14 protein-coding genes are annotated in these 14,562 nt (G+C 70.1%); 6 read left to right on the forward strand and 8 right to left on the reverse strand.

Annotation, left to right across the window (positions count from 1 at the left end; genetic code table 11):
- Positions 1-525 carry a GrpB family protein gene (locus AB0N68_RS06240; protein ID WP_280567628.1) on the forward strand — a complete coding sequence of 175 codons (525 nt, stop codon included), beginning with the start codon at positions 1-3 and terminating at the stop codon, positions 523-525.
- A 71-nt stretch (positions 526-596) separates the two neighbouring features.
- Here AB0N68_RS06240 and trxA read toward each other — a convergent pair whose 3' ends face one another.
- From trxA to AB0N68_RS06260, 4 genes are all read right to left on the reverse strand, one after another.
- Positions 597-920: a thioredoxin gene (trxA, locus tag AB0N68_RS06245; protein WP_025102859.1), complete on the reverse strand. Its 324-nt coding sequence runs from the start codon at positions 918-920 to the stop codon at positions 597-599.
- A 68-nt stretch (positions 921-988) separates the two neighbouring features.
- The gene (trxB, locus tag AB0N68_RS06250; protein WP_280567630.1) at positions 989-1,963 is read right to left on the reverse strand and encodes a thioredoxin-disulfide reductase; all 975 of its coding nucleotides are present in this window, start codon (positions 1,961-1,963) and stop codon (positions 989-991) included.
- A gap of 79 nt (positions 1,964-2,042) precedes the next feature.
- A complete protein-coding gene (murJ, locus tag AB0N68_RS06255; RefSeq protein WP_280567634.1) occupies positions 2,043-3,659 on the reverse strand; it encodes a murein biosynthesis integral membrane protein MurJ in 1,617 nt (538 codons plus the stop codon).
- Positions 3,652-5,847 carry a DUF6049 family protein gene (locus tag AB0N68_RS06260; RefSeq protein ID WP_292796829.1) on the reverse strand — a complete coding sequence of 732 codons (2,196 nt, stop codon included), beginning with the start codon at positions 5,845-5,847 and terminating at the stop codon, positions 3,652-3,654. Before AB0N68_RS06260 ends, murJ begins: the two co-directional genes overlap by 8 nt.
- 96 nt (positions 5,848-5,943) lie before the next feature.
- Here AB0N68_RS06260 and AB0N68_RS06265 point away from each other — a divergent pair, with 96 nt between their 5' ends.
- The 5 genes from AB0N68_RS06265 to AB0N68_RS06285 all read left to right on the forward strand — a co-directional run bounded on the left by AB0N68_RS06265 (position 5,944) and on the right by AB0N68_RS06285 (position 10,771).
- A complete protein-coding gene (locus AB0N68_RS06265) occupies positions 5,944-7,452 on the forward strand; it encodes a DUF7059 domain-containing protein (protein ID WP_292796826.1) in 1,509 nt (502 codons plus the stop codon).
- A 28-nt stretch (positions 7,453-7,480) separates the two neighbouring features.
- Entirely contained in the window at positions 7,481-8,539 is a 1,059-nt protein-coding gene (locus AB0N68_RS06270) for an LLM class flavin-dependent oxidoreductase (protein ID WP_259953747.1), read from the forward strand.
- 35 nt (positions 8,540-8,574) lie between these two features.
- Positions 8,575-9,042: a GNAT family N-acetyltransferase gene (locus tag AB0N68_RS06275; RefSeq protein ID WP_292796821.1), complete on the forward strand. Its 468-nt coding sequence runs from the start codon at positions 8,575-8,577 to the stop codon at positions 9,040-9,042.
- 107 nt (positions 9,043-9,149) lie between these two features.
- Complete coding sequence (locus AB0N68_RS06280) at positions 9,150-9,800, forward strand: dihydrofolate reductase family protein (protein ID WP_292796818.1); 651 nt, start codon at positions 9,150-9,152, stop codon at positions 9,798-9,800.
- Between the two features lie 122 nt (positions 9,801-9,922).
- A complete protein-coding gene (locus AB0N68_RS06285; protein WP_280567644.1) occupies positions 9,923-10,771 on the forward strand; it encodes a PrsW family glutamic-type intramembrane protease in 849 nt (282 codons plus the stop codon).
- A 28-nt stretch (positions 10,772-10,799) separates the two neighbouring features.
- On the opposite strand, the gene AB0N68_RS06290 is transcribed toward AB0N68_RS06285, so the two are convergent.
- From AB0N68_RS06290 to AB0N68_RS06305, 4 genes are read right to left on the reverse strand one after another with little or no spacing between them, the layout of a single operon-like run.
- On the reverse strand, positions 10,800-11,843 hold the full coding sequence (locus AB0N68_RS06290; protein WP_280567645.1) for an ABC transporter ATP-binding protein: 1,044 nt from the start codon (positions 11,841-11,843) through the stop codon (positions 10,800-10,802).
- Positions 11,843-12,643: an ABC transporter permease gene (locus AB0N68_RS06295; protein WP_280567648.1), complete on the reverse strand. Its 801-nt coding sequence runs from the start codon at positions 12,641-12,643 to the stop codon at positions 11,843-11,845. Before AB0N68_RS06295 ends, AB0N68_RS06290 begins: the two co-directional genes overlap by 1 nt.
- Positions 12,644-12,645: 2 nt before the next feature.
- The gene (locus tag AB0N68_RS06300; RefSeq protein ID WP_280567650.1) at positions 12,646-13,473 is read right to left on the reverse strand and encodes an ABC transporter permease; all 828 of its coding nucleotides are present in this window, start codon (positions 13,471-13,473) and stop codon (positions 12,646-12,648) included.
- A complete protein-coding gene (locus tag AB0N68_RS06305; RefSeq protein ID WP_268777851.1) occupies positions 13,470-14,552 on the reverse strand; it encodes an ABC transporter substrate-binding protein in 1,083 nt (360 codons plus the stop codon). Before AB0N68_RS06305 ends, AB0N68_RS06300 begins: the two co-directional genes overlap by 4 nt.
- Positions 14,553-14,562: the final 10 nt, after the last annotated feature.

Genomic DNA, 14,562 nt, shown 5'->3' on the forward strand with positions numbered 1-14,562 from the left:
ATGCTCCTCGTTCCCTACGACCCGTCGTGGCCGCAGCGATTCGAGGAGTTCGCGGCCTCGATCCGCGCTGCGGGGGAGGACGGCTGGATCGTCGAGCACATCGGTTCGACGGCCATTCCCGGGATGAGCGCGAAACCGATCGTCGACCTCGCGGTGCGCGTGCAGACGCGAGGGGAGTTCGACGCGTACCGGTCCGCGTTGGAGGCGGTGGGATGGCGCACCGGCAGCGGAATCCGCAGTCATCCGGTGATGATCATGGAGGCGGCCGGGGAGCGCCTCGCCATCGCACACTTCTTCACGGCAGCCGAATGGGATGCCGCGCCTCAGCGCCTGCTGCGGGACTGGTTGTGCGCGCACCCGGACGATGCGGAGCGATACGAACGCGTCAAGCACGACGCAGCGCGGGCGGCGGAGGAGGGGAACTCCTCCTACAACGCAGCGAAGACTGCTGTCATCCAGGAGATCGTCGACAGGGCGCGGGCAGCACGCGGGCTCGAGCCGGTGGACGTGTACGACAAGCGCTGATCACCCTAGGCTGGCCGAGCATGCGAGAAGGGCCGCGCCCGGAGGCGCGGCCCTTCTCGTGGTCGTGGGGATCAGCCGAGGAAAGCGGCGAGATCCTGCTCGAGAGCGAACTTCGGCTTGGCGCCGATGATCGTCGTCTTGACCTCTCCGCCCTGGAAGACCTTCATCGCCGGGATCGACGTGATCTGGTACTTCATGGCCAGCTCCGGGTTCTCGTCCACGTTGAGCTTGAGGATGGTGATCTTGTCGGGGTTGTCGGACTGGATCTCGTCCAGCACCGGCGCGACCATACGACACGGACCGCACCACTCGGCCCAGAAGTCCACCAGCACGGGACCATCGGCCTGCAGCACGTCCTGCTCCCAGGTCGCCTGGCTCGTTGCCTTTGCACTCATCAGAGTTCTCCTTGTTCGAGGTTCGCCTGTTGCAACAACGGGCGGGGGGAAAGTGTTCCCGGCCCTGGTCAGGCCGTGATGACCTCGGCGGCCTCGGCCGCGGGGACCTCGACGGACGCGTCCTCGAGGTCGGCGAGGAAGTGCTCGGCGTCGAGAGCCGCGATCGTGCCCGTCCCGGCGGCGGTGATGGCCTGGCGGTAGGTGGGGTCGATCACGTCACCGGCGGCGAAGACACCGGGGACCGACGTCCGCGAGGAGCGTCCGTCGACCCAGATCGTCCCTTCGGGCGTGAGCTCGAGCTTCTCGTGCACGAGGTGCGTGCGCGGGTCGTTGCCGATCGCGATGAACAGGCCGTCGAGAGGGAGGTCGCGCAGCGACCCGTCCTCCGTGGAACGCAGCTGCACGCCGGAGACGGCGGTGTCGCCCAGGATCTCGACGACCTCGCTGTTCCACACGAACTCGATCTTCTCGTTCGCGAAGGCGCGCTCCTGCATGATCTTCGAGGCGCGGAGGGAGTCCTTGCGGTGGATGACGTACACCTTGTCCGCGAAACGCGTGAGGAAGGTGGCCTCCTCCATCGCCGAGTCGCCGCCGCCGACGACCGCGATGGTCTTCTGACGGAAGAAGAAGCCGTCGCAGGTGGCGCACCAGGAGACGCCGAAACCGGAGAGGCGCTCCTCGCCCTCGATGCCGAGCTTGCGGTAGGCGGAACCGGTCGCGTAGATGATCGTCTTGGCCTCGTGGGTGGCACCCGAACCGAGGGTGACCTTCTTGACGGGACCGGCGACATCGAGCTCCGTGACGTCGTCGTAGAGCACCTCGGTGCCGAACTTCTCGGCCTGCTCCTGGAACTTCGCCATGAGCTCAGGGCCCTGGATGCCCTCCGGGAAGCCGGGGTAGTTCTCCACCTCGGTCGTGTTCATGAGCTCGCCGCCGACCTCGACGGAGCTCGCGATGAGGAGCGGCTCCAGGTTCGCGCGCGCCGCGTAGATGGCAGCCGTGAATCCGGCGGGGCCGGAGCCGATGATGATGACCTGACGCATGTGATCTCCGTTAGAAAGGCGGTGCCGTCGAAAGACGTCCGACTGCTTCAACCCATGGTAACCGCGGGGCATTCCCGCGTCAGCGGCCGGGCAGGAAGCGGCGGACGAGCCCGCCGGCGGCCTTCAGCTCCGGGGCGCGGAAGACCGCGAGGATCGCGACGTAGACGATCACGACGACGAGGCCGACGACGGCGGTCGCCAGGGCGCCGGGGATGACTCCGGACGTGGCCCATCCGGTCGTCCCCCCGATCAGGAGGAACGTTCCCCATCCGGCGAGCCCCGCCGGGATCGCGGCGACCGCGAACAGCGCGAGAGCACGCAGCCAGGACAGGATTCCGATGCCGCCGATCTTGCGATGCAGCAGCCAGGTGGCGACGATCGTCTGCAGCGTGCTGGCGATGGACTGCCCCAGAGCCACGGCGGCGGCCAGGTGCGTGAGGTCGATGACCTCCGCCGACAGCAGGGCGACGGCTCCCAGCGCGGTCACGACGATCAGCGCGCACTGGAAGATCGTGAACCAGAAGGGCGTGCGCGTGTCGTCGTACGCGTAGAACGTGCGCTGCACGATGAACAGGATCGTGAGCGGGATCAGGCTGACCAGGTAGCAGAGGAGGACGACGGCCGCCCCCTCGGCGTCGGAAGGACTCTCGGTGAAGACACGGGAGGCGGGGATCGCCGCGGCGGCCACCGCGGCGACGGCGGCGACGATGAAGAACAGCAGCGTGCGGATGCTGCGCGAGATGTCTCCGCGGACCTCGTCGTGCCGCCCGGCGGCGGCGTGCTCGCTGATCTGCGTGAAGTACGGGGTCCCGATCGACAGCACGATGACCGAGTAGGGGAGCATGAAGATGAGCCAGGCGTTCGTGGTCACGGCGAGCGAGGCGCCCGACTCCGAGGCGTTGCTGACGATGTTGCCCTGCAGCACGCCGGCGGACAGTGAGGCGAACGCCATCAGGAAGGTCCATCCCGCGAGCTTTCCCACGTTGCCGAGGCCGACGCCCCGCCACTGGAAATCGGGGCGGAGCGAGAGGCCCGTCCGACGCCAGAAAAGCAGCAGGACGAGCGCCTGCACGGCGATGCCGAGGGTCGCCGTGCCGCCGAGCAGGGCGATCATCTCCGGCGTCCAGTCGGCGGAGTCGCGGGACACCGGCGAGAACGCCCATCCCAGGATCAGGAATCCGATGATCGAGACGATGTTGTTGACGACCGGCGCCCAGGTGAACGGACCGAAGATGCGCCGCGCGTTCAGAGCCTCACCCAACAGCGCGTACAGACCGTAGAAGAGGATCTGCGGGAGACACCAGTAGGCGAGTGCGGTGGCGAGCGCCTGGGTCGTCGAGGAGAGCCCGCCTGCCACGATCTGCACGAGCCAGGGCGCTGCGATCGTGGCGAGAGCCGTGACGGCGACGAGCACGACCGTCCCGAGGGTGAAGAGCTTCGAGATGAACGCGTTGCCCCCGTCGGCGTCGGCGGTGGCCTTGACGATCTGCGGCACGATCACCGCGGTGAGGATGCCGACGGAGATGAGGGAGAAGACGCTGTTCGGGAGCGTGTTCGCCGCGGCGAAGGCGTCGGCCGGGCCCGACTTGAACGAGCCGATCACCGCCACGAGGACGATGCTGCGCAGCAGCCCGGTCACGCGGGAGACCAGGGTGCCCGCGCCGATGATGGCGCTGGCGCGCCCGAGACTAGTCACGCGACTCCTTCGTGGGAGGGGCATCCGGGCCGTCGGGGCGCTCCTGCACCGCGGCTTCCGCTTCCTTCTCCTCGATCAGTTCCTCGACGGCGGCCTCCACGGCCTGCTCCTCGATGGCCTCCCGACGCTTCCGGCGCACCGTGCGCACCACCCCGAGGGCGATGAGGAGCACGGCGAGGCCGCCGAAGACGATGAGACCGATGGTCTCCCATTCCGCGCGCACCGCGACCCGGATGGTCTGCTCCGACTGGATCGGCACTCCGGTCGGGCTGGTCAGGCTGAGGCGCAGGTCGAGCTCGCCGCTGCCGACCCGGGCCGACACCGGCACCTTCGCCCTCGTGGTCGAACTCGCCTGTACGGCGACGTCGATCACGGGTGTCACTTCGAGGCGCGGATCAGTGGGGGACGCGTACAACCGCACCGTCACCGGCCACGGGAGGTCGTTGCGCACGGCGATGGGGAGGTCGGCGTTGGCCGTGAGGAGCTGGATGGTGCTGGAGTCGGGGATGCTGACGGCGCCGAGCGTCTCGGTGGTGCGCGCGCGATGGGCCGCGACCTTCTCGGTGAAGGCTTCCGCGGAGGAACCGACCGCGATGGTGCGCAGGATCCGGATCCGCTCCGGGCTCAGCAGCACGAGCGGGTCACTGAGGACGGTCGCGAAAGCGGTGAGGGAGCGCTCATCGGCGAGGAGGTTCGTGAGGTCGGACGCCCGGGTCGCCGCGGCCGTCTCCGGCAGTGTCACCGCGACGGCAGGGGCCGCCCGCACCGCCGAGAGCTCGAAGCCGATGGAATCCGCGGTGGAGATCGCGTCACGAAGGGCCTCTGCGGGACGACTCTCGTCGCGCTCCAGGCCGATGAGGAGCGGAGCGCCAGGCGCCCGGGCACCGGCGAGGAAGAGCCGGGCTGCCGCCTCTGCCAGCAGCCCCTGGCGGGGAGCCGAGGCGGATTCGGTCGCCGCTGCGGAGAGGGCCGCCGACGTGGCCGCGTCGGTGACGAGCAGGTCCTGTCCGCCCGCCGTCGCATGAGCCGCACTCTGACCGCCGACCGTCTCGGACGACACGACCGTCGTGGCGGTGCCCCCCAGGTAGCCGGTGAACGACGCGAGGTCAGCCTGCGTGAGGTCGCTCTCCGGCCAGACGATTCCCGGGACCGCGCCGTCGATCTCCGTGAGCTCGTCGTCGGTGGGAAGCGCGGGCCCGTCGGTCGGCGTCGCCGAGGGGTCGGCGGTGGCGGCGGGGGTGTTCGTCGGTGTCACGGCGCGCTGCTGCGGGAAGGCCGCGGGATCGAGCAGCGAGGTCAGCGGCAGCGGCGCCAGCGCCTCGGGCAGACCGGCCTGCGCCTGCACCGTGAGGTCGGCATCGCCGAACTGCAGGGCGAAGCGGGCGTTGGGGAGTTCGTCGAGCCTCTGCAGCCAGTCGCTCGCCGTGGAGGGAGCCGCGGTGCCCAGTGCGCGGATCGAGGTGAGGATGGCGGGATCGACCGCGAGCACAGCCGTCGTCCCGGCGACGCCGTCGAGCTGCGCGGTGAGGTCGCCGTCCGGGGCGGTCAGCTCCGTGAGCTCGTCAGCGCTCAGGAGGGCACCGCCGGCCGGGGTGGCGGTGATGGGCACGAGGACGCCGACCGGACTGGTCGGGCTGGAGCTGACCACGAGGACGCTCGTCGCGCTGGTGTCCCAGGTGGTGGTGCGCTCCCCCTCGGCGTCCTCCGTACCGGCATCGCTCAGGGCGGCCCGCAGCGGGTACACCCCCGGTTTCAACGGCTTCAGCGTCTCCTTCGGCACGAACACGGTGGTGGTGGCGGATCCGCCCGCCTCCGCCGGCTTGGTGGCCTCTTCGCCGAGGGAGAGGAAGGAACCGGCGGCCTGTCCCTCGTCCAGCCATTCGGTCACGGCATCGTCGTCGGTCAGTGGCGTGCTCCCGAGCTCGATCTCGACGCGACCCGCGGAGAGCTCCGCCTCGGTCTCGTTCTCGATCGTGACCACGGCCGACGTCGACGTGCCCGGCGCGACGGTGCCGCGTAGACCCGCCGTGACGTGCAGTTCGACACGGTGGTCGTCGTCCGCGGCGGGCTGGTCGGCCGCCATCGCGGGACCGGCGACACCCACCGCGCAGACGCCGGCGGCCACCACGAACGCCGCGAGCCGGCGCGCACGCGCGCGGAGGCCCGTCGGGGGAGTGATCGCGGTCATGAAGGTCTTCCTCGAACGCCGGGGAGAGGCGGATCGTGAGTACTGACCCTGTGATTCTAGGAGGCCGGACGGAGGAGAACCCTGAAGACGCGTAGAGTGACGGCCGTGTCCGACACCCCCGCCCCCCGCCCCGACCCGCTCCGCAGCGCTGCGTTCGCCGCGGATCTCGATGCCGCCGATCTCCGATCCGAGCCGCTGCGACGTCTCTGGGGCGAGGAGGCGGATGATGCACTCGCCCGTGGTCTGCGCGAGCCCATCCTTCGGGCGATCGCCGAGGATGAGGGGGTCCTCGCGACCCTCGGACGCCTCCTGGTGCTCGGCCTTCCCCAGCCGCGCGCGGCCGTGGAGCGCGCACTGCCGACGCTCGGCGTGGACGGGCTGGAGGCTCTGGGGCTGGCGACGACCGACGCCGACACCGTGACGCCGAGCGCGCTGCTGCGCCCGCAGTCGTTCGTCGACGAGGACGGAGTCGGGGAATGGTGGATCGCCAGCGACCTGGACGAGGTCGCCCTCGACGGCCCGCTGCCCGCCGACCACGTCCTCGGTGTGGGCGGCGCCTCCCGCACGCTCGCTGAGACGGTCGTCCCGCTCGCGGTGGATCGTGCCCTCGACCTCGGCACGGGCTGCGGCATCCAGGCGCTCCTCGTGGCACGACGCGCCGGCCGGGTCGTGGCCACCGACGTCTCCCGCCGCGCCCTCGCCTACGCCGCGCTGAACGCGCAACTGAACGGGGTCACGAACATCGAGTTCCGTCACGGGAGCATGTTCGAGCCGGTCGCCGGGGAGGCGTTCGACCTCATCGTCTCGAACCCGCCGTTCGTGATCACCCCGCGCACGGCGGGGGTGCCCGCCTACGAGTATCGCGACGGCGGTCTGGTCGGCGACGCACTGGTCGAGCAGTTCGTGCGCACGGCACCGGCGCACCTCACCCCGGGCGGCATCGCGCAGCTGCTGGGCAACTGGGAGTCGCGGACGGGCATCACCGGCCTCGCGCGGCTGGACGCGTGGGTGCCCGCCGACCTCGACCTGTGGGTCGTGGAGCGGGAAGAGCTGTCCCCTCTCGCCTATGCCGAGCTGTGGATCAGGGACGGCGGCATCACGCCGCGCGATGCCGCCTTCACTCCGCTGCTGACCGCGTGGCTCGACGACTTCGCGGCGCGCGGCGTGACCGCGATCGGCTTCGGCTATGTGCTGCTCCGCCGCGGGCGGGGGGAGCCGCTGCGGCGATCGGAGCGGGTGACGCAGCCCGTGGCGAACGTGGGCGCGGCGCTCGGCCTCGGGCTCGCGGCCCACGATGCGCTCGCCGCAGGGCTGCCCGACACCCTCGTCGTGGCTCCGGACGTCACCGAGGCGCGCCACCTTCTCCCCGGTAACGACGACCCGAGCGTGATCGAGCTGCGTCAGGGCGGCGGGTTCGCGCGCACCGTCGCGGTGGACCCCGCGCTTGCCGGCTTCGTCGGCGCGTGCGACGGCGAGCTCCAGGTGCTGCAGATCGCCCCCGCCCTCGCGGACCTCTTCGAGGTGCCGTTCGCGCAGCTGTGGGCGGAGCTCGATCCGCGCATCCGAGGGCTCGTCCTCGACGGCTTCCTGCTCCCGGGGGAATAGTCCCGGCTTCCATGCGTTCGAATACACCATGAAGGCTTTCGGATTCCTCTCGTTCGGTCACTACGCCGACGTGCCCGGCTCGGCCACCCGCACGGCGGGCGACATGCTGAAGCAGACCATCGAGATCGCGGAGGGCGCCGACGAGCTCGGCGTCAACGGCGCCTACGTCCGCGTGCACCACTGGGCACGCCAGGCGGCGTCCCCGATGCCGCTGCTGACGGCCATGGCCGCGCGCACCGAGCGCATCGAGGTCGGCACCGGCGTGATCGACATGCGGTACGAGAACCCGTTCCAGTTCGCCGAGGAGGCGGCCGCACTCGACCTCATCGCGGACGGCCGTATCGCGCTCGGCGTGAGCCGCGGGTCACCCGAGACGGCGCTGCGCGGCTACGAGACCTTCGGCTTCCGCGACGAGGAGGACCCGGAGCGCGGCAGCGTGCTCGCACGGGAGAAGTTCGAGATCTTCCTCCGCGCCATCGACGGCGAGCGACTCGCTCCCGGCGACCCCCGGATGGTGGGTGCGGGACAGTACCTCGCGATCGAGCCGCAGTCCCCCACGCTGCGCGACCACATCTGGTGGGGCTCGGGTTCGCGCGCGACGGCCGAGGAGACCGGCCGCAAGGGACTCAACATGATGAGCTCGACGCTCGTGACGGAGGCCACCGGTCAGCCCTTCCACGAGCTGCAGCGCGAGCAGATCGAGCTCTTCCGCTCCGCCTACCGTGAGGCCGGCCACACCGGGACGCCTCGCGTGTCGGTCAGCCGCAGCGTGTTCCCGCTCGTGTCGGACATGGACCGCGCCTACTTCGGGCTGCGCAGCGAGGAGAACGGCGACCAGATCGGCATCATCGACGGGTTCCGCTCCACGTTCGGCAAGACCTACGCCGCGGAGCCCGATGTGCTCATCGAGCAGCTCCGGCAGGACGAGGCCGTCATGGCCGCGGACACCCTCATGCTGACGATCCCGAACCAGCTCGGGCCGGAGTACAACCTCCACGTGCTCGAGGCGTTCGCGGAGCACGTGGCGCCGGCCCTCGGGTGGAAGCCCAACACGGAGGGTCCGGTCCAGGGCGACCCCGTGGTCTGATCCGGCATGGCGGTCCGACCGATAGTGTCGGAGGCATGTCCGCAGGCAGTTCCCCCCTCACCATCCGGCCGTGCCGGGGGGAGGAGTACGCGGAACTCGTCGAGATCTGGCGCAGCGCCGTTCGCGCCACCCATGACTTCCTGGAGGAGACCGACTTCGCCCGGATCGAATCGCACCTCGCGTCCGATTACTTCCCCGCGGTGACCCTCACCGTCGCCGAGCAGGACGGGGTTCCGGTCGGGTTCGCCGGCGTCCACGACGACGGGCTGGAGATGCTGTTCGTCTCCGATGCCGTTCGCGGACGCGGTGTGGGCTCTGCCCTGCTCGCCGAGGTCGTCGTCCACCAGGGCGTGGCCAGGGTCGATGTGAACGAGGACAACCCGGGCGCGCGCGGGTTCTACCGCAGCCGAGGCTTCGTGGAGGTGGGCCGGAGCGCGCTCGACGGTGACGGTCGTCCCTATCCGATCATCCACATGGCGCTTTCGGACGACCCCAAGGCCTGATCCGCGGGAGTCCGGTACGGCGGCCCGCTCTTGACACCGGCCGCGGAACGCCCGACGCTGGGGACGGCGCGCCGACCGGTGCCCGTCCCCACCGCTTCGGAGGCACCATGACCCGCGTGCGCGTCGACCTCAACATCACTCTTGACGGCTTCGCCACGACGACCGATCAGACCCCGGAGAACCCGTTCGGTGAGGACTGGGGACGACTCACCGCCGCCTACACCGCGACCCGCACCTTCCAGGAGCGCGTCTTCCACGACACCAGCGGCGCCGGCACGACCGGGGTGGACGAGAAGTACGCGGCACAGTACTTCCAGGCCATCGGTGCCGAGATCATGGGCGCCGGGATGTTCGGCCTCCATGCGAACCCGGACGACCCGGAGTGGCGCGGCTGGTGGGGCGAGGAGCCGCCGTTCGAGGTTCCGGTGTTCGTCCTCACCCACACCCCGCGCCCGCCGATCGAGTTCGCGAACGGCACGAGCTTCCGCTTCCTGACCGCGACCCCCGAGGAGGCGCTGCGGGAGGCCGTGGCGGTGGCCGGAGGGCGTGACGTCCGTGTCGGCGGCGGGGCGACCACGGTCCGGGAGTTCCTGCGCGCGGGGCTCGTCGACGACCTGCACGTGGGCATCACCCCGATCCTCACCGGCAGCGGGATCCGTCTGTGGGACGACCTGCGCGGCCTCGAGGCCGGCTATCGCGTGACCTCCGAGGTCGCGGAGTCCGGCGTGACCCACATCACGTTCTCCCGCGGGGCCTGAGGCCCGGCACGCGGTCGCAGATTGCACCGAGGTCGCACGGATTGCCGGGAGAACCTGCGACCTCGTGCGGAAGTGCGGCTGCGCCCAGGAGAGTCGCGGCATCGGTCTGGAAGGATCGGGGCGTGCATTCCGCGCTCGCTCCCTCCGAAACCGTCCCGTTCTGGGGGCGCCGCTCCGTGGTGCTCTCGGTGTTCCTCATCCCGCTGGCTCTGGCGATATTGCTGTTCACCGTCGAGTCCGGCCCCGTCTTCCTCCTGTGTCTCGTGGCCGTCCTCCCCGCGGCGGCGGTGACGATGTTCGCCGCGCGCTGGATCGCTCCGCGGGTCTCACGCTCCTGGACGTCCTCCCTGCTGGCGCCGGCCTGGGGCGCCGGTGCTGCTGTGCTCATCGCCACCGGGCTCGGCGCGTGGTCTTCCGAGCAGGCGCTGTACGTCGACGATCAGGGCATCCTGCGCGAGGCGATCCCCTCGACGTGGGTGCTGACGCCCATCGTGGAGGAGCTCGGGAAGGGTCTCGGGGTGCTGCTCATCCTCGTGCTCGCCCGGCGCGTCGGGCGCCGCGGCGTACTCTTCGGCGCGATGGCCGGGGCGCTGATCGGCGTGGGCTTCGCGGCGGTGGAGGACGCCTCCGCCATCGCGGCTGACATCGCGGCGAACGATGTCGGCTACGGCGTGGTGACGTGGATCGTCCGCACGCTCACCTTCCCCACGCATGCCGCTCTCACCGTCTGGACCGGGGCGGCGCTCGGCCTTGCGCTGGACGCCCGTCGCGCCTGGTCCCGCCCGCTCGTCGCGCTCGCCGGACTCACGGTGGCTATCGGAGCCCACGCCGCCATCAATTACGGGAACCTCGCCGGTGCCACCGATCAGGCCTCGTTCTTCACAGCCTTGGGCACGGCCCTCGGCTGGATCGCGGTGTCGACGGTCCTCGCCGTGACCCTCCGCCTAGTGCTGACCCGCCGCGGAGCCTGAGCCCTCGGAAGCACGTGTGCCGGGCGGCTCAGGCGGCGGGGATCCAGAGGACGGCGCCGTCGCGCCAGCCGAGGCCGGCCGGGCCCTCAGGGAGTGGGTCCTCGTGCCGGGGACGGACCACACGGAGGCGGCGCCCGGCGAGCTCGACGATGTAGACGACGTCGGCACCGCGGTAGACGTGCGCGATGACCTCGACCGGGACGGGGGCACCCGGCCCCGCCGCGGGCGACAGATGCAGATCCTCCTGCCGCAGCACGACCTCGCCCGAGCCGTCCGACCCGGCGCCCGTGAGCGGGACCTGCACGGCGGTGCCCTCGAGGGTCGCTACCGCGCCGGAGCGCGTGGCGGGGAGGAGGTTCGCGGCACCGATGAAGTCCGCGGCGAACGGGGTGAGCGGGGTGCTGTACAGGGCCGCCGGCGCGCCCTCCTGTTCGATGATCCCGCCGTTCATGAGCACGATGCGATCGGAGAGGCTCATCGCCTCCTCTTGGTCGTGCGTGACGAACACCGTTGTGAGACCGAGCGTGCGGTGCAGTTCCTTGAGCTCCACCTGCATGTCCTCACGCAGACGCGCATCGAGGTTCGACAGCGGTTCGTCGAGGAGGAGCACGCGCGGTTCGAACGCGATCGCGCGGGCCAGAGCGACCCGCTGCTGCTGTCCGCCGGACAGCTGGGCGGGCACGCGATCAGCGAGGTGGCCCATCTGCACACGCTCCAGCGCCCGGACGGCGAGCTCCTTCTGCTCCGTCTTCGACTTCTCACCGGACATCCGCAGCCCGAAGCGCACGTTCTCGGCGACGCTCATGTGGGGGAAGAGCGCGTAGCTCTGGAACATCATGCCGAGGTGACGCTTCTCGGGTGGCAGCTTCGTGACGTCCTGCCCCGCGATCTCGATCGTGCCGCTCGTGGGCGACTCGAGGCCGGCGATGCAGCGGAGGAGCGTCGTCTTCCCGCAGCCCGAAGGACCGAGGAGCGAGACGAACTCGCCGGACCGCATCGAGACGTCGATGCCCTTGAGCACCTTCGTCCCCTTGAAGTCCTTGGTGAGAGCAGTGATGGTGAGCGTTGTCATCAGACGAACAACCTTCCCAGGCCGATGATGCGTTCGAGGACGATCATGAGGACGACGGTGAGCAGGACCATGAGGGTCGAGACGGCCGCCACGGTGGGGGACGTGCTGAACTCCAGCTGGCCGTAGATGGCGATGGGCAGGGTCTCCAGCTGCGGGGTGCGCAGGAAGAGGGCTATGACCGCATCGTCGAACGAGATGTTGAAAGCGAAGAACGCTCCGGCCGCGATGCCGGGACGCGCGATGGGCAGCACCACGAGGCGGTAGCGGTTCCAGGTGCCGGCGCCGAGGGTGCGCGCCGCCTCCTCGGTGAAGTGGTCGGCACGGGTCATCACGCCGGTCACGGTGCGCATGACGTAGGGGATCGCGATGACCACATGGATCGCGATGAGCACGCCCACGTTGGGGGAGCCGATCGTGAGGGAAGCGATGGAGAGGGCGCCGATCGCGAGGATGATCGTGGGGATCGTCAGCGGCGACATCAGCAGCGCCTGGATCGCCGCCCCTCCCGGAACGCGGAACCGCGTCAGCGCCAGGGCGGCCGCGGTGCCGATGGAGGCGGCGAGGATCGCGACCGTCACCCCCACCACGAGGCTCAGGCGGAACGGTTCCAGGTATGTGTCGGAGGTGAGGGCCTCCACGTACCAGTCGAGCGTGAAGCCCTGTCCGGGGAACGTGAGGAACCGGTTTTCTCCCACCGAGGCGCCGGCGACGACGAACAACGGGACGAGCATGTACAGCGTCACGATGACGCCGAGGAGGATCGCGAGGATACGGCCGAGGAGCGGGACGGAACGGACCATGGTCACACCTTCTGCTTCCCGAGCCGGGACGTGGCCGCGAGCACGAGCATCACGCCCGCGAACAGCAGCACGGCCTGCGCCGCCGCGAACGCCCAGTCGAGGTTGGTGGTCGCGTCGACGTAGATCGTCTGCGCGAACACGGGGATCTGCGAACCGCCGATGAAGCGGGGGGTGATGAAGGAGCTCACCGAGAGCACGAACACCAGGGTGGCGCCGGCGACGATGCCGGGCACCGAGAGCGGCAGCACGACGTGCCGCAGCGTGCGCAAGAATCCAGCGCCGAGCGTGCGGGAGGCCTCCTCCAGCTGCGGCGTGATCCCGGAGATGACGCCGAGGATGCTGAGCACAGCGAACGGCAGGAGGACCTGCACCATCGCGATCACGACGCCCGTCTCGGTGCCGAGGAATCCCTGCGTACCGCCGATGAGGAGTTCCGCCCCGGGGATCTGCATCATCAGGCCGGACGGCCCCATGAGCACCACCCAGCCGAAGGTGCGGACGACGACGCTCGTCATCAGCGGCAGGATCACGACGATGAGGAGGAAGGAGCGCACCTTCGAGCCGGCGCGCGCCATGATGTACGACAGCGGGATGGCGATGACGAGGGTGATCACCGTCTGGATCACCCCCAGGCGGAGCGATCGCAGCGCCGCCTGGAGGTGATACTCGCTCGCGAACAAGCGGGTGAAGTTGTCGAGCGTGAACCCGCCTGCCGGCGATTGCACGCTCATGAGCAGCATGCCGGCCACCGGGGTGACGAAGGCGAGCGCGAGCAGCACGATCGCCGGCAGGAGCAGGAGCCAGGGCTCCCTACGGGTTCGGACGCTCATTTGGTGATCAGCGCATTCCACTCATCGGTCCACGCCTGACGCGACGCGGCGATGTCGCCCGGGGCGTAGACGACCACGTCGTCGAGCTCGTCGCCGGTGAGCACGGCCTCGGCCGCCTGATCCGACAGCTCGGTCGCGGTGTTGACGGGGGAGTAGCGCATGTTCTCCGCGAAGACGGCCTGCGCTTCGGGGCGCAGCTCGTAGTCGATGAAGAGCGTCGCCAGCTCGGCGTTGTCCCGGCCCTCGACGACGTTCGCCGTGATGAGCGACGCGGTCGCACCCTCCTCCGGGACGATGAACTCGACGGGAAGACCCGCGTCCTGCAGGGTGCCCGCGTAGTCCATCGCGTACGGCGCCAGCCACGTGCCGCGCTGGGCGAAGGCGGTCTGCAGGTCCGGCGAGGTCGGGACGACGATCGCGTCGCCCGAGGAAGCCAGCGCCCCGAGGTCGGCGATGGCTGCGGACGGGTCCTCGATGCCACCCCCGAGTGCGTCGGCCACGCGGAGCATCGACAGCACCCCGTAGGTGTTCGAGAAGTCCGTCAGGGCGATGTGACCGGCGTAGGCGTCGTCGAAGAGGTCTTCCCAGGACGTCGGTGCCGGGGCGTCGGCCTCGGTGTTGTAGACGAGCCCGATGGGCGCGAGCTGGATGACCGGACCCTCGCCGCGCTCGAGGCCCGCGGTGGCGATGTCGATGAGGTCTCCCGACGCGGACAGGTCGTCAGCGGCGATCGGGGCGATGAGGCCCTGCTCCGCGGCGGTGAACTCCTGTCCGCCGGAGAAGTGCACGACATCGATCTGCGGGCTCGCCTTCTGGGCGGTGACCTGGGCGAGGGCATCGGCGCTGTACAGGGTGATCAGCTCGACCTTCGCTCCGGTCTCCTCCTCGAACGGGTCGACGACGGCCTCGATGAAGGCCTTCTCCCAGTCTCCGCCGAACGACGTGACGACCAGGGTCTCGCCGGCGAACTCCTTGTCACCACCGGACGAGGACTCGCCGTCGCCGGACGCGCAGCCGGCGAGGACGAGGGCACCGGTGGCGACGAGCGCGCCGGCGGTGAGGATTCTGCGGGTGTTCATGCACTGCTCC

Source organism: Microbacterium meiriae, assembly GCF_040685015.1.
In the GTDB taxonomy this organism is placed as follows: Bacteria; Actinomycetota; Actinomycetes; order Actinomycetales; family Microbacteriaceae; genus Microbacterium; species Microbacterium meiriae.

What these genes read in the sequence shown, in the direction of transcription:
- AB0N68_RS06240 (WP_280567628.1), top strand. Translation starts at nt 1, where the DNA reads ATGCTCCTCGTTCCCTACGACCCGTCGTGGCCGCAGCGATTCGAGGAG.
- trxA (WP_025102859.1), bottom strand. Translation starts at nt 920, where the DNA reads ATGAGTGCAAAGGCAACGAGCCAGGCGACCTGGGAGCAGGACGTGCTG.
- trxB (WP_280567630.1), bottom strand. Translation starts at nt 1,963, where the DNA reads ATGCGTCAGGTCATCATCATCGGCTCCGGCCCCGCCGGATTCACGGCT.
- AB0N68_RS06260 (WP_292796829.1), bottom strand. Translation starts at nt 5,847, where the DNA reads ATGACCGCGATCACTCCCCCGACGGGCCTCCGCGCGCGTGCGCGCCGG.
- AB0N68_RS06270 (WP_259953747.1), top strand. Translation starts at nt 7,481, where the DNA reads ATGAAGGCTTTCGGATTCCTCTCGTTCGGTCACTACGCCGACGTGCCC.
- AB0N68_RS06275 (WP_292796821.1), top strand. Translation starts at nt 8,575, where the DNA reads ATGTCCGCAGGCAGTTCCCCCCTCACCATCCGGCCGTGCCGGGGGGAG.
- AB0N68_RS06280 (WP_292796818.1), top strand. Translation starts at nt 9,150, where the DNA reads ATGACCCGCGTGCGCGTCGACCTCAACATCACTCTTGACGGCTTCGCC.
- AB0N68_RS06290 (WP_280567645.1), bottom strand. Translation starts at nt 11,843, where the DNA reads ATGACAACGCTCACCATCACTGCTCTCACCAAGGACTTCAAGGGGACG.
- AB0N68_RS06295 (WP_280567648.1), bottom strand. Translation starts at nt 12,643, where the DNA reads ATGGTCCGTTCCGTCCCGCTCCTCGGCCGTATCCTCGCGATCCTCCTC.
- AB0N68_RS06300 (WP_280567650.1), bottom strand. Translation starts at nt 13,473, where the DNA reads ATGAGCGTCCGAACCCGTAGGGAGCCCTGGCTCCTGCTCCTGCCGGCG.
- AB0N68_RS06305 (WP_268777851.1), bottom strand. Translation starts at nt 14,552, where the DNA reads ATGAACACCCGCAGAATCCTCACCGCCGGCGCGCTCGTCGCCACCGGT.